Annotated in this window: 11 protein-coding genes; 3 read left to right on the top strand and 8 right to left on the bottom strand. The window is 65.5% G+C overall.

The features are described 5' to 3' along the window. The first annotated feature begins 149 nt into the window (after window positions 1–149). Entirely contained in the window at window positions 150–590 is a 441-nt protein-coding gene (locus AC2D9V_RS03660; protein ID WP_484712677.1) for a hypothetical protein, read from the top strand. Window position 591: 1 nt separating this feature from the next. Then, on the top strand, window positions 592–2,775 hold the full coding sequence (locus tag AC2D9V_RS03655) for a 3-hydroxyacyl-CoA dehydrogenase NAD-binding domain-containing protein (protein ID WP_484712676.1): 2,184 nt from the start codon (window positions 592–594) through the stop codon (window positions 2,773–2,775). Between the two features lie 184 nt (window positions 2,776–2,959). Here AC2D9V_RS03655 and AC2D9V_RS03650 read toward each other — a convergent pair whose 3' ends face one another. The 5 genes from AC2D9V_RS03650 to trpS all read right to left on the bottom strand — a co-directional run bounded on the left by AC2D9V_RS03650 (window position 2,960) and on the right by trpS (window position 7,051). Further along, complete coding sequence (locus AC2D9V_RS03650; RefSeq protein WP_484712675.1) at window positions 2,960–3,919, bottom strand: 2-hydroxyacid dehydrogenase; 960 nt, start codon at window positions 3,917–3,919, stop codon at window positions 2,960–2,962. After that, a complete protein-coding gene (locus AC2D9V_RS03645; RefSeq protein WP_484712674.1) occupies window positions 3,916–4,251 on the bottom strand; it encodes a tRNA-binding protein in 336 nt (111 codons plus the stop codon). The genes AC2D9V_RS03650 and AC2D9V_RS03645 overlap by 4 nt, the downstream gene beginning before the upstream one ends. Further along, window positions 4,248–5,060 carry a pyrroline-5-carboxylate reductase gene (proC, locus tag AC2D9V_RS03640; protein ID WP_484712673.1) on the bottom strand — a complete coding sequence of 271 codons (813 nt, stop codon included), beginning with the start codon at window positions 5,058–5,060 and terminating at the stop codon, window positions 4,248–4,250. The genes AC2D9V_RS03645 and proC overlap by 4 nt, the downstream gene beginning before the upstream one ends. 26 nt (window positions 5,061–5,086) lie before the next feature. Then, a complete protein-coding gene (locus AC2D9V_RS03635) occupies window positions 5,087–5,590 on the bottom strand; it encodes a type III secretion system chaperone family protein (protein WP_484712672.1) in 504 nt (167 codons plus the stop codon). A gap of 420 nt (window positions 5,591–6,010) precedes the next feature. Next, window positions 6,011–7,051, bottom strand: a complete 1,041-nt coding sequence (trpS, locus tag AC2D9V_RS03630; RefSeq protein ID WP_484712671.1) for a tryptophan--tRNA ligase — start codon at window positions 7,049–7,051, stop codon at window positions 6,011–6,013. Between the two features lie 85 nt (window positions 7,052–7,136). Between trpS and AC2D9V_RS03625 the strand changes: the two genes are divergently transcribed. Next, complete coding sequence (locus AC2D9V_RS03625) at window positions 7,137–7,826, top strand: rhomboid family intramembrane serine protease (RefSeq protein ID WP_484712670.1); 690 nt, start codon at window positions 7,137–7,139, stop codon at window positions 7,824–7,826. On the opposite strand, the gene murJ is transcribed toward AC2D9V_RS03625, so the two are convergent. From murJ to AC2D9V_RS03610, 3 genes are all read right to left on the bottom strand, one after another. Continuing rightward, window positions 7,817–9,361 (bottom strand): murein biosynthesis integral membrane protein MurJ, encoded by a 1,545-nt coding sequence (murJ, locus tag AC2D9V_RS03620; RefSeq protein WP_484712669.1) that lies wholly within the window; start codon window positions 9,359–9,361, stop codon window positions 7,817–7,819. The two genes, AC2D9V_RS03625 and murJ, sit on opposite strands and share 10 nt — an antisense overlap. Before the next feature lie 106 nt (window positions 9,362–9,467). Next, window positions 9,468–12,158, bottom strand: a complete 2,691-nt coding sequence (locus tag AC2D9V_RS03615) for a [protein-PII] uridylyltransferase (RefSeq protein WP_484713395.1) — start codon at window positions 12,156–12,158, stop codon at window positions 9,468–9,470. 85 nt (window positions 12,159–12,243) lie between these two features. After that, complete coding sequence (locus AC2D9V_RS03610; RefSeq protein WP_484712668.1) at window positions 12,244–13,413, bottom strand: penicillin-binding protein activator; 1,170 nt, start codon at window positions 13,411–13,413, stop codon at window positions 12,244–12,246. Window positions 13,414–13,455 lie beyond the last annotated feature (42 nt).

Genomic DNA, 13,455 nt, shown 5'->3' with positions numbered 1-13,455 from the left:
TAACCCTGCGCTTGTATTCTGTAAGTAGCCCTAATCGCTTGAGTTGTTTGTCGAATCGTGGTCTCCTGAAACCAATGGTTCGCAGGACGGTCGGCCCCATTCACCGCCCTGGTCTGCGCGCCTTCCCCTCCAGCAAGAGAGAGAAGGCCATGGGTCCCGCAGACATTCTTCAATCCTACCTCGACGATATCGCCCAGACGGTGATGAAAGAGCAGTTCGATGCCTATGCCGCGCGCATCCAACTGCCGCTGCGCATCCTCACCTCGCAGGCCAGCCTGAAGGTCGCGACGACGGAAGACCTCAAGGACGGCTTCGAATCCTTCATCGAGATGATCCAAAGCCACGGCGTGACCGATTATCTCCGCTTCGTCCACGCCGCCAACTTCCAGGGCAACGATCACATCGTCGGCGTCTATGAGACGCGGATGCTGAACGCGGGCCGCCTCGTCCTGCCGGTCTTTCATTCCAAGATCTGGATCGGCCAGTACGGGGGCGCCTGGAAGGCGATCAAGATTCACAACACCACCAAGGAGACGCGCTGGCCTATGCTGCTGTCGCGCCTCGAAGACCATGCGTCCAAGGAAAACTGACATGACCGATTTCACCATGACCACCGATGCCGACGGCATCGCCACCATCACCTGGGACGTCGCCCAGAAGTCGATGAACGTGATGTCGACCGAGGCGTTCGCGCTTCTCAGCACGCAGGTCGACCAGGCGCTTGCCGACCCTGCGGTGAAGGGGATCATCCTGACCAGCGGCAAGAAGGATTTCGCTGGCGGCATGGACCTGAACGTCATCGCCAGGATGCGGGCCGGTGGCGCGCAGGCGATCTTCGATGGCGTCATGGGCATGCACCAGGTGCTGCGCAAGATCGAACGCGCCGGGATGGACCCGAAGACCCTGAAGGGCGGGAAGCCCATCGTCGCGGCCCTTCCCGGCACCGCACTCGGGATCGGCCTTGAACTCCCGCTCTCCTGCCACCGGATCATCGCCGCCGACAACCCCAAGGCCAAGATCGGCTTGCCCGAGATCATGGTCGGCATCTTCCCTGGCGCCGGTGGCACCACCCGCCTGATCCGCAAGCTTGGCGCGATGATGGCCGCACCCTTCCTTCTTGAAGGCAAGCTCTCCTCGCCGAAAGAGGCAAAGATGGCCGGGATCATTGATGAAGTCGTGGCCCCCGAAGACCTTCTCAAGCGCGCGAAGGAGTGGGTCCTCTCCGCCACCGACGCCGACCTCGTGAAGCCCTGGGACCAGAAGGGCTACAAGATGCCCGGCGGCGCGCCTTATCACCCCGCAGGCTTCCAGACCTATGTCGGAGCGTCGGCCATGGTCCTTGGCAAGACCATGGGCGTCTATCCTGCGGCCAAGGCGCTCCTCGCCGCGGCCTATGAAGGCGCGCTCGTCCCCTTCGACACCGCGCTGAAGATCGAGGCGCGGCATTTCACGTCGGTCCTGATGAACCCCTCGTCCTCGGCGATGATCCGCAGTCTCTTCATCAACAAGGAGGCGCTTGAGAAAGGTGCCAACCGGCCCAAGGTCGCCGATCAGGCGGTGAAGAAGCTTGGCGTCATCGGCGCCGGCATGATGGGGGCGGGCATCGCCTATGTCAGCGCCAATGCCGGGATCGAGGTCGTCCTGATCGACGCCACGCAAGAAGCGGCCGATCGCGGCAAGGCGCATTCGGAAGGTCTTCTCGACAAGGGCATGAAGCGCGGCAAGGTCACCGCCGAAAAGAAGGCCGAAGTCCTCTCCCGCATCACCGCCACCACCGACTATGAGGCCCTTGCGGGCACCGACCTGATCGTCGAGGCCGTGTTCGAAGACCCGAAGATCAAAGCAGAGGTCACCGCGAAGGTCGAGGCCGCGACCGATGCGATCTATGCCACCAACACCTCCACCCTGCCGATCACCGGGCTTGCCGGGGCGTCGAAGCGGCCCGACCAGTTCATCGGCATTCACTTCTTCAGCCCCGTCGACAAGATGAACCTGGTGGAGATCATCCGCGGCAAGGAAACCGGCGACGTCGCCGTCGCCAAGGCGCTGGATTTCGTCCGTCAGATCAGGAAGACCCCGATCGTCGTCAACGACGCCCGCTTCTTCTACGCCAACCGCTGCATCATCCCCTATATCAACGAGGGCATCCGCATGGTCGCCGAAGGGGTGGAACCGGCGCTGGTCGAGAATGCGGCGAAGCTTGTCGGCATGCCCTTGGGCCCCCTGCAACTGGTCGACGAGACCTCGATCGACCTTGGGGTGAAGATCGCCAAGGCGACGAAGCAGGCCATGGGTGCGGACTACCCGGATGAGGCGGTGGATCACGTCCTCTTCTGGATGGCCGACCAGGGCCGCCTTGGCAAAAAGGCCAACGCGGGCTTCTACGCCTATTCCGACAAGGGCGAACGGCTGGGTCTGTGGGAAGGACTCGAGGCGAAGTATCCGCTCGACAAGGCGCAGCCCTCGCTCATCGACGTGCAGCACCGCCTGCTCTTCGCACAGGTGCTGGAGGCCGTCCGCGCGCTGGAAGAGGGTGTCCTGACCGACATCCGCGAGGGCGACGTCGGCGCGATCCTGGGCTGGGGCTTCGCGCCCTGGTCGGGCGGGCCGTTCTCGTGGCTCGACATGATCGGTGCCCCCCGCGCGGTCGAAATTTGCCGCGGCCTCAGCGCCCAGTTCGGCCCGCGCTTCCACGCCCCGGCCCTCCTGCGCGAGATGGCCGAGAAGGGCGAGACCTTCTACGGCCGCTTCGGCGGCGAAAAGCAGGCGGCCTGACCCGTCGCTCATCGGTCCTTTCGGTCCCTCTTCGCCAATATCCTGCGCCAGGCGAAGAGGGACCGAAGGGACCGATGAGCCGTGTTCCGGGCATAGGTTAACAAGATCTCGTCTCTCCGCGCGTAGAGACGCAAGGAAGACGCTTGGAAGACGGAAGGAAGACGCCGGAAACCCGGCCCGAGCCTCAGGGATTAACCAGGTTCGGCGGGGTCTTCCCCTCGGCCCAGGCGATCAGGTTCGTGACCGCCATCATCCCCATGTTCTCACGCACCTCAAGGCAGGCGGTGCCGAGATGGGGTAAGAGCGTGACATTCTCCATGCCCATGAAGGCCGCCGGAACCTTCGGCTCGAACTCGTAGACGTCCAGCCCCGCCCCGGCGATCTGCCCCTTCTGCAGGGCCGCGATCAGCGCGGTTTCATCCACCACGTCGCCGCGGGCAATGTTCACGAAGATCCCGGATTTCTTCATCATTTCCAGAGCCTTGGCATTGATCAGGTGATGCGTCGCCTTACCCCCCGGCACGGCCACCACCACGAAATCCGCCGCCATCGCCTCGGCCATCTCCACCTGCCGCGCGGGCAGTCCCGGGTCCTCGACCCTGGAGCGGTTGTAGAACACCACCTCCATGTCGAACCCGTAATGGCAGCGCTTCGCGATCGCCTTGCCGATCCGCCCGAAGCCGATGATTCCAAGGCGTTTTCCGGTGACATGCGTGCCCAGCATCTGCACCGGCCCCCAGCCCTCCCACTTCCCCGCCCGCAGAAGCCGTTCCCCCTCTCCCAACCGCCGCGCGGTCATCAGGATCAGGCTCAAGGCGATGTCCGCCGTCGCATCCGTCACCGCGCCGGGTGTGTTGGAAACGGCGATTCCGGCAGCCTTCGCGGCGTCGACGTCGATGTGGTTGTAGCCCACCCCGAAGTTCGCCAGGATCTTCGCGCGTGGCGCGGAAACATCAGCGAAAACATCAGGTTGGAAACGGTCGCCCAGCGTCGGCAGCACCGCGTCGTAGTCGCGCAAGCTTGCCCGCAGCTCATCCGCCGACAGGACATCGGTCCGGTCGCGCAGGGTCACATCGAAGCGGTCCCGCGCGGCCTCAAGCACGCGGTCGGGCAGGCGGCGGGTGATCAGAAGTTTCTGTTTCAAAAGAGTTTTCCTCCCAAGGGAACCTCATGGCCCGGACCGATCAGCACGACCTGGCCCTCCTCGTCCGGCACGCCCAGGACCAGTACCTCGGACATCACCGGGCCGATCTGGCGGGGCGGAAAGTTGACGACGGCGAGCACCTGCCGTCCGACCAGCCCCTCGGGCGTGTAGTGTTTGGTGATCTGCGCCGAGGACCGCTTCTCGCCGATCCCCGGCCCGAAATCGACCCAAAGCTTGATCGCGGGCTTCCGCGCCTCGGGGAAGGGTTCGGCCCGGGTGATCCGGCCAACGCGGATGTCGACCTTTTCGAAATCGCCGTAGGTGATGGTCATTTCCCAAGCTCCCGTCCCCGGTCGGCAGCGGCCTTGACGGCACGCTTCAGAAGCGCGGGGAACCCGGTTTCCGGGTCCATCAGCACCGCCAGCGCCGCGGCCGTCGTCCCGCCGGGCGAGGTCACGTTGATCCGCAATTGTGCTGCCGTTTCAGGGCTTTGGAACGCCAGTTCCCCCGCCCCGCAGACCGTGGCCCGGGCAAGCTTCATCGCCACCTCGGCCGGCAGGCCCTCAGCCTCGCCCGCCGCTGCCATCGCCTCGATCAGGTGAAAGACGTAAGCCGGACCGGAGCCCGAAACGGCGGTCACCGCGTCAATCTGATCTTCACGGGTCAGGACGACAACCTGCCCCACCGCAGCCATCAGTTCCTGTGCCAGGCCCATGTCCGCATCCGACACCCGCCCGTTGCGGCACAGCGCCGTGATCCCCCGGCCCACCATCGCGGGCGTGTTCGGCATGGTGCGGACGATGGGCGTCTCGGCCCCGAGCGCCGCCTCGAAACTTGCGATGGTGGTGCCGGCGGCGATCGAGACGAAAAGGGTCGTCCCGTTTCCCAATGCCTGCAAAGCGGGCAGGGCGCTGCCCATCATCTGCGGCTTTACGGCCAGCACCGCCACCGCCGCCTCGGACGGCAACCCTTCGTTCAACCGCGTGCCGCAGCCGATCAGCCAGTCGGTCGGGTTGGGCTCGATCACCCAGACGGAGGACGGCGGCAGCCCGGCCTTCAGCCAGCCCGCCAGAAGGGCCGATCCCATCTTTCCGCAGCCAAGCAGTACCAGCCCGTCCCGGGCGACGCGATCCAGTGCCATGGAACCCCCCTCTTGTGGGGAAGAACCTAGGCGCGCCCGTAAGCCTCGGCAATGGCGACTTTCATCGCCTTCTCCGGGGTCTGGTCGCCCCAGACCGCAAGCTGGAACGCCGGGTAGAAGCGTTCCGATGCCATGACCGCGCTGGCGATCAGCCGGTCGATCTGTTCCGGCCCCGCCATCTGCCCGCCGCAGAGGAGGAGGCCATAGCGCCAGACCATCAGCTTCTGTTCCGCCCACCAGGTGAAGGCGCCGGTCCAGACCATGTCGTTGCAGCGGTTCAGCACATCGTGCAGCGCGCCGATCTTGTCCTCGGGCGGCTCCATCTCGAAGGTGCAGATGAGGCGCAGGGTTTCGTCCTGCGGGCTCCAGGCAAGCGTCAGCGAATAGGTCCGCCACTGCCCTTCGACCGCCATGGCGATCTGGTCGTCGGTGACGCGATCGAACTCCCACGCATGGTGTTCGGCCAGCGTTTCGACGATGTCGATCGGATGCAGATCGTCCATCGCAGCGTAGTCTTCGGAAAGCGACATTGCCCGGCCTCATTATGAAGCTTCAGGCGGGCCAAGACCCACTAGAAGCTGGGTGTCTGGCAAGGGTCAGCGTTTGCCCGACGCAGCCCTTACTAGATATGGTGGGACACGAGCGGAAGCCTGTAAAGTGATTTCTTCCGAAATAAGCTGTGGAGAACCGTTTTTCTGCGCCAGAGAGTCAGGAGAGTCAAAGACTTGGCGAGAAGCGGCCGTCGGGGACTCGTTCCGGGCGAGTAAAGACGAAAAAAGCCCCCGTGCGGGGTGGCACGGGGGCATGTCGGGTGCGTCTCGGCCTTTCAGGGGACAGACGGGCCGGGACCGAAGCGATGGGGACAGATCGCATTTCCGAACGCCTCTCGTATAGGGTCGCCCGGAATCGGGATTGTGACAGTCCTGCCCCCGTCGCAAGTTTCCTGTGGATCAATTCGCCTTCGACCGGATCATCCCGACGATATCCTTCGTTCTGTTCAGGATCGGCTGGGCGATCGCCTCGGCCCGTTCGGCGCCGTCGCCAAGGATGCGGTCGATCTCTGCCGGGTCGGCCATCAGGCGGTTCATCTCGGTCGTGATCGGGGCCAGTTTCGCCACCGCAAGATCGGCAAGCTTAGGCTTGAAGGTGCCGAACTGCGCGCCGGCAAATTCCGAGACGACACCGGCAACAGTTTGGCCCGACAAAGCCGAATAGATGTTCACAAGGTTCTTCGCCTCGGGCCGGTCCTTTAGGCCTTCCACGCTGTCCGGCAACGGCTCGGGGTCGGTTTTGGCCTTGCGGATCTTTGCGGCGATGGTGTCGGCGTCGTCGGTCAGGTTGATGCGGCTCTGGTCCGAAGGGTCCGACTTCGACATCTTCTTCGTCCCGTCGCGCAAGCTCATCACCCGCGTGGCAGCGCCCTCGATCAGGGGTTCGACCACGGGGAAGAAATCCACCCCGTAGTCGTTGTTGAACTTGATCGCGATGTCGCGGCACAGTTCCAGATGCTGCTTCTGGTCATCGCCCACCGGGACCATCGTCGCATGGTAGGTCAAGATGTCGGCGGCCATCAGCGACGGATAGGCGAAAAGCCCAAGCGACGCGTTCTCGGCATTCTTGCCCGCGGTCTTGTCCTTCCACTGGGTCATCCGGCTCATCCAGCCCATGCGGGCGATGCAGTTGAAGATCCAGCCAAGTTCGGCATGGGCGCTCACCTGGCTCTGGTTGAAGAGGATCGACCGCTTCGGATCGATCCCCGCCGCGATGAAGGCCGCCGCCCCCTCGCGCGTCTGCTGGCGTAACTTCTCGGGGTCCTGCCAGACCGTGATCGCGTGCAGGTCGACAAGGCAGTAGATCGTCTCGATCCCCTCGTCCTGCTTTTCGACGAACCGCTTCAAGGCGCCCAGATAGTTGCCCAGCGTCAAACCGCCCGAGGGCTGGATGCCCGAAAAGATCCGGGGTGTGAAGGTGGCGGATGGCGCGGAAGGCATGGGCAGGCTCCGTCTGGCAAAAGCTGACGAACCCGCGTAATCGAAGGGGCATTGGGCGTCAATCAGGCAGGACGGGCGGGCAGGAATGGAACATCAGCAATACCCCTCGCCCTTCAACCCTTTGCCGATGATCGTTTGGGTCCTCATCCTGCCCCTCGTTGCGATGGAACTGGTCCTGTCGCTGGCCGACGCCGGTCTGGTCGGAGGCGGGCAGGGCATCGCCTGGCGGATACAGGCGGTCGAACGCTTCGGGCTTTTCCCCGAGCTTCTGCGCTACCAGTGGGAAACCGGCGGCCAGCCCTACGGAGAACTCCTGCGGCTCGTCACCTATCCGCTGGTCCACGCCAGTTTCACCCATGCGCTCTTTGCTGTTGTCCTTATGCTGGCGCTCGGCAAGATGGTGGCCGAGATCTTCCGCTGGTGGGCGGTCCTGGTCGTAGTCTTCGGCTCCGCCATCGTGGGCGGCCTTGCCTATGGGTTCCTGATCCCCGGCCTTCGGACGCAACTCATCGGGGCCTATCCTGCGGTCTACGGGCTGATCGGGGCCTTCACCTTCCTCTTGTGGGTCAACCTCGCCCGCAGCGGCGCGAACCGCTACCGCGCGTTCAGCCTGATCGGGGCGCTGCTGTTCTTCCAGCTCGTCTTCGGCGTTCTTTTCGGCGCGAACTGGGACTGGGTCGCCGATGTCACCGGCTTTGCGGCCGGCTTCGTGATCAGCTTCTTCGTCAGCCCCGGCGGCTGGTCGCGGGTGATGGACAAGGTCCGTCAGCGCTGACGGCGGAAGGCGCCCTTCAGCTCGACCCAGCTCATCCCGCCGATCAGAAGGACGGTGCCGAAGTAGACGGCCATCGCCGTCAGCACCATTGCGCCGAGTGCGGCGGTGCGCAGGCCCGGTGTCGTCAGCGGTCCGGCCAGCGCGGTCGTCAGGCCCCAGAGGACCAGCCCCATCAGCGCTGAGGCAATGATAATCCGCGGCACGCGGGCAATGAAGCGGGCGTCCAGCTGCACCGCATCGCCCATCGCCCGCGAGCCGCGCCAAAGCTGCCAGACCATCACCCAGGCCGAGACAGTGGTGGCGATCGCCGCCGCCAGCCAGCCGATCAGCGGCAGAAGGCCGATGGCAAGGGCTGCGTTCACCACCATCGACCAGACCGCATAGCGGAAGGGCGAGCGTGTATCTTCGCGCGCGTAGAACAGCGGTTGCAGCACCTTGTGCAGCACAAAGGCCGGCAGCCCGGCCCCATAGACCGCCAGCGCCCAGGCGGTGTTCGCCGTCGCCTCGGCCCCATAGGCCCCGCGCTGGAAGAGGACCGAGATGATCGGCCAGGCGATCACCATCAGCGCGACGGCCGCGGGCAGGGTGAGGAGGAGCGCAAACTCCGCCCCACGGTTGAAGGACATGCGCGAGCCCTCGGCATCCGCGGCGCGCAGCCGGCGCGACAGGTCCGGCAGAAGGACGATCCCGATGGCAATGCCGACAACGCCCAGCGGCAGCTGGTAGATGCGGTCGGCGTTGTAAAGCCAGACGACGGCCCCTTCAGTCATGCTCGCCACCTGCCGGCCGACGATCAGGTTGATCTGCACCACGCCCCCCGCCAGCACGGCGGGGGCCGCAATGATTGCCAGCCGCTTCAGTTCCGGCGTCAGGACCGGCCAGCGGAAGGGCAGGCGATAGCCCAGGTGCCGTACGGCGGCCCAGCTGACCAGAAGTTGGAGGATGCCTGAGATCGTCACTGACCAGGCGAGCGTCCGCCCCATGTCCCAGCCCATGCGGTTGGCCAGAAGCATGCCAACGATCATCGTGGCTGAGAGGAGGATCGTGACCGCCGAGGTGATGACGAACCGCCCTGAGGCGTTCAGCATCCCGGACAGAAGGGCGGTCAGCGAGATGAAGAGGATATAGGGGAAGGCGATCTGGCCCAGCGTGACCGCGATGTCAAAGCGTTCGTCGCCGACAAAGCCCGAGGCCATCATGATGACCAGAAGCGGCATCCCCAGGATCGCAAGGATCGAGAAGACGGTCAGCAGCCCTGCCATGCCCCAGAAGGCATCGCGGGCAAAGGCCTCGGCATCCTCGCCCGCCTCGACCTTCTTGGCGAACATCGGCACGAAAGCAAAGTTGAAGGCCCCTTCGGCAAAGAAGCGGCGGAACATGTTCGGCAGGGATTGCGCGATGACGAAGGCCTGCGCGACGGGGCCGTCACCAAGGTACTTGGCCAGGAAGATATCGCGCAAGAGGCCTGCCACCCGACTGACCAGAGTCCAGGACCCGACGGTCAGGAAGCCCTTGACGATGCGGACGGGTTTCATTCGATTTCAATTCTCCGGCGGGTCCGCTCGTCGAGCCCTTCGGGCACTCCTCGCTCCGGCGACGTGCAGCTAGGAGTGCCCGAAGGGCTCGACGAGCGGGCCATGCTCATGCCTGCGCCCGCTCCGCACCTTCGGCGATGGCGGCGCGCAGCTTGCGGTCCAGCGACTCCTGCCGGTGCTTCTGGTGCAGCTTCAGTCCGAACATGTCCTTCACGTAGAAGGTATCGACCACCTGAGCCCCATAGGTCGCGATCACGGCGCTGGCAATGTAGATGTTGTTCGCCGCCAGCGTCCGGGTCAGGTCATAAAGCAGGCCGGGCCGGTCGCGGGTATCGACCTCGATGATCGTGTATATCTCGGACCCTTCATTGTCGAAGGTGATATGCGTCGGGAAGCGGAACTCGCGGTCGCGCTTCTTCAGCTTGTCGCGGTCCTTCAGCGCCTCGCGGGCAAGGACCTCGCCCTTCAGCGTGCGCTCGATCATCTGGCGCAGGCGCGGCAGGCGGCTGACCTCGTAGGGCCGGCCCTCGATGTCCTGCACCCAGAAGACGGCGGTGGCATAGCCGTCCTTCGAGGTATAGGTCCGCGCGTCCACGACGTTCGCGCCGACGAGCGCAAGGGCCCCCGCGAGACGGCTGAAGATGCCCGGATGGTCGGCCAGCGCAAAGGCCGCGCGAGTGGCGTCGCGGTCGGGGTCGGGGTGCAGGTCGATGCGGATCTCGCTGTCGCCAAGGCCTTGCAGCAGCCGAGCGAAGACCAGATGCGTGTCGGTCGACAGCCCCTGCCAATAGGGCGCATAATGCCGGTCGGTCTCATGCTCGAGCGCGGCGGGCGTCCAGTCTGCCAGCCGCTGGCGGAGCGCTGCCTTCGCGTCGTCGGTGCGGTTCTCGCGGTTGATGGTCTCGAGACCGCCTTCCAGCGCCTCGGCGGTCTGCTTGTAAAGCTGCCGCAAGAGCATGGCCTTCCAGTTGTTCCACGTCCCCGGCCCGACGCCCCGGATGTCGCAGACCGTCAGCACCGTCAGCAGGTCCAGCCGCTTCTTCGTCTTAACCGCCTTGGCGAAGTCACGCACCGTGCGCGGATCGCCGATGTCGCGCTTCTGCGCCATGTCGGACATCAGAAGGTGGTAGCGCACCAGCCATTCCACCGTCTCGCATTCTTCCGGGTCCAACCCCAGCCGCGGGGCAACCCGCCGCGCGATCTGCGCGCCCAGGATCGAGTGATCCTCGGGCCGCCCCTTGCCGATGTCGTGAAGGAGAAGCGCCACGTAAAGCACCCGCCGGTTCACCCCCTCCTTCAGGATGCCGCTGGCCACCGGCAGCTCTTCGACCAATTCCCCCCGCTCGATCTGCGCCAGGCAGCTGATCGTCTGGATGATGTGTTCGTCCACCGTGTAGTGGTGGTAGACGTTGAACTGCATCATCGCGACGATGGGCTCGAACTCGGGGATGAAGGCCGACAGCACGCCCAGCTCGTTCATCCGGCGGAGCGGACGTTCCGGGTTCCCGTGCTTGAGAAGGAGGTCCAGGAAGATCCCCTGCGCCTCGGGGTCCTCGCGCATGTCGTCATCGATCAGCGCCAGGTTCGCCGCCAGAAGCCGCATCACGTTGGGGTGGAGAAGGTATCCCGTCCGCAGCGCCTCTTCGAAGACGCGCAGAAGGTTCAGCTTGTCCGACAGGAATGCCGCGGGGTCCACAAGGTCCAGCCGGCCCTGCACCAGCTTGTAGCCCTTCTGCACCTGCTTGGTGCGCTTGAAGATGCCGAAGAGGCTCGCTTCCTTCTTGGCATGCCGCGCCTCAAGCTCGGTCAGGAAGATCCGCGTCAGCTCGCCCACCCGGGTCGCAAGGCGGAAGTAGTCCTGCATGAAATGCTCAACCGCCCTGCGGCCGCCCGCGTCCCGATAGCCCATGCGCTCGGCGACCTCGACCTGCAGGTCGAAGGTCAGCGTGTCCATCGCCCGGCCGGTGATGTAGTGCAGATGGCAGCGCGCCGCCCAGAGGAAATCCTCGGCCTCGGCAAAGCTGTCGAACTCCTCGCGGCTGAGAAGCCCCGCGCCGACCAGCCCCTCGGCATCCGGCACGCGGTGCAGATGCTTGCCGATCCAGTAGAGCGTCTGCAGGTCGCGCAGGCCGCCCTTGCCCTCCTTGACGTTCGGCTCCAGCACATAGCGCTGACCGCCCTGCCGGCGGTGGCGCTCGGCCCGTTCGGCAAGCTTCGCCTCGATGAATTCAGCGCCCGAGGTGCTGAAGAGGTCGGACCAGAGGCGGGCATCAAGATCGGCCGAAAGGGCAAGGTCGCCCGCGATATGGCGGTGCTCCAGAAGTGCGGTGCGGATCGTCACGTCCTCGCGCCCAAGGCGCAGGCAGTCCTTCACCGTGCGGCTGGCATGGCCGACCTTCAGCTTCAGGTCCCACAAAAGGTACAGCATCGTCTCGGTGACGGCTTCCGCCCAGGGTGTGATCTTCCAGGGGCTGAGGAACAGCAGGTCCACGTCGGACTGCGGGGCCATCTCGCCGCGCCCATAGCCGCCGACGCCAAGGATCGCGACGCGTTGGGCCTCGGTCGGATTGGAGAGCGGATGCAGCAACCGCGCCGCCTCGAAGGCAACCTGCACCAGCACATCCGTCAGGCGCGCCTGCGCCGTGATCAGCGCCCTTGCAGCACGCGGGGTGGTGTGAAAGGCCGCTTCATGCGCAGCGACCGCGGCCAACCGGGCGGCCAGCAGGTGCCGGGCGATAACGGCACGCGCCTGCTTGCCGTCGCGGATCCCGTCGAGGTCGGCGCGGATCGCCGCCATCAGCTCGGCGGGGACGGGCAGCGGATAGCCCGGCGTTGCGGCGGCCTCGGCCGCAGCGCGGGCGATGGCCGTCGCAGTCACGATGTCAGAGTCCCGGGCCGGCAAAGCTGCGCGGGGCCGGGTCGATCACCACGACCTGGTTGTCCCGGATCTGTGCCACGGCAAGACCGCGTTCGTTGGTGCCGTTGTCGAGGAAGCGGAAGATGCCCGAAACACCGGCAAAGCCTGCGCGCTGGGTCAGCGCCGCACGCGTGATCGGCGCACCGCCCGCGCCGCGCGCTAGGGCTCCGATGGCGGCGATCCCGTCATAGGCAAGGCCCGCCACGGCACTGGGCGCGGCCCCGTAGGCCGCCGTGTAGCGCGACTGGAACTGCGACTGAAGGCCAGGGTCCGGCATCGCGAACCAGCCGCCCTGCACGCCCGGCAGGGACAGCGTCGCCGACGGAATGTCCCACCGCGTCAGGCCGATGAACTGGGTCGAGCTTCGGTCGATCCCGTTGTCGACCAGAAGCTGCGTCAGCAGCGGCAGCGCGCCCGCGGTGTCGGCCGTCAGGAACAGCGCATTCGCCCCCGTGGACCGCGCCGTGGCAACGATGCCCCCCGCCGCCTGGACGATGCCGTTCTGCGAGAATTCATACGAGCTGACGCCGGCCACGCGGCCCCCAGCGGCGGTCACGCTGCGCTCGATCGCGGCGCGCCCGACATCCCCGGCGACGTTCCGGTCATGAACAATCAGGATGTTCGACTTGCCGTTGCGGACCGCATGTCCGGCCAGCCGCCGCGCCGTATTGTCGAAGGTCTGGCCTAGGACAAAGACATTGCCCCCGGCAATCGCGGTGTTGTTGGAAAAGGCCAGGACGTTGACGCCCGAATTCGCCACCGCCACACCCGCCGCATTCGCCTCTTCGGAATAGAACGGTCCAAGGATGATCTGGGCCCCCTCATCCACCGCCTGCCGGGCAAGCGCACCGGCCTGCGTCGGGTTCGCTGCGGTCCGGTAGACGCGAAGGTCGATGGTCACGCCCGACAGATCCGCCATCGCCAGCCGGGCGGCGTTTTCGAGACTGGTGCCGAAGACCTCGTCCTGCGTCTGGCCCGAACCTGACGGGATCAGGAGGGCAACCTGCACGGCCCCGCCACTGCCGCGCGACGGGGACGGACCCGTCGCCGGCACGCAGGCGGCAACCAGACCGGCGCAGAGGACCACGGCGGCACGACCCAGCGACTTGCGGGCCAGGCGAAGAACGGACAACATGGAAAGCCTCACTCTGCGGCGCTGTTTGCGATTTTGGTGCAG

This window comes from Tabrizicola sp. T46, from assembly GCF_057219895.1.
Note: the sequence above shows the minus strand (reverse complement) of the source record. Positions and strands in the feature narration are given on the sequence as shown.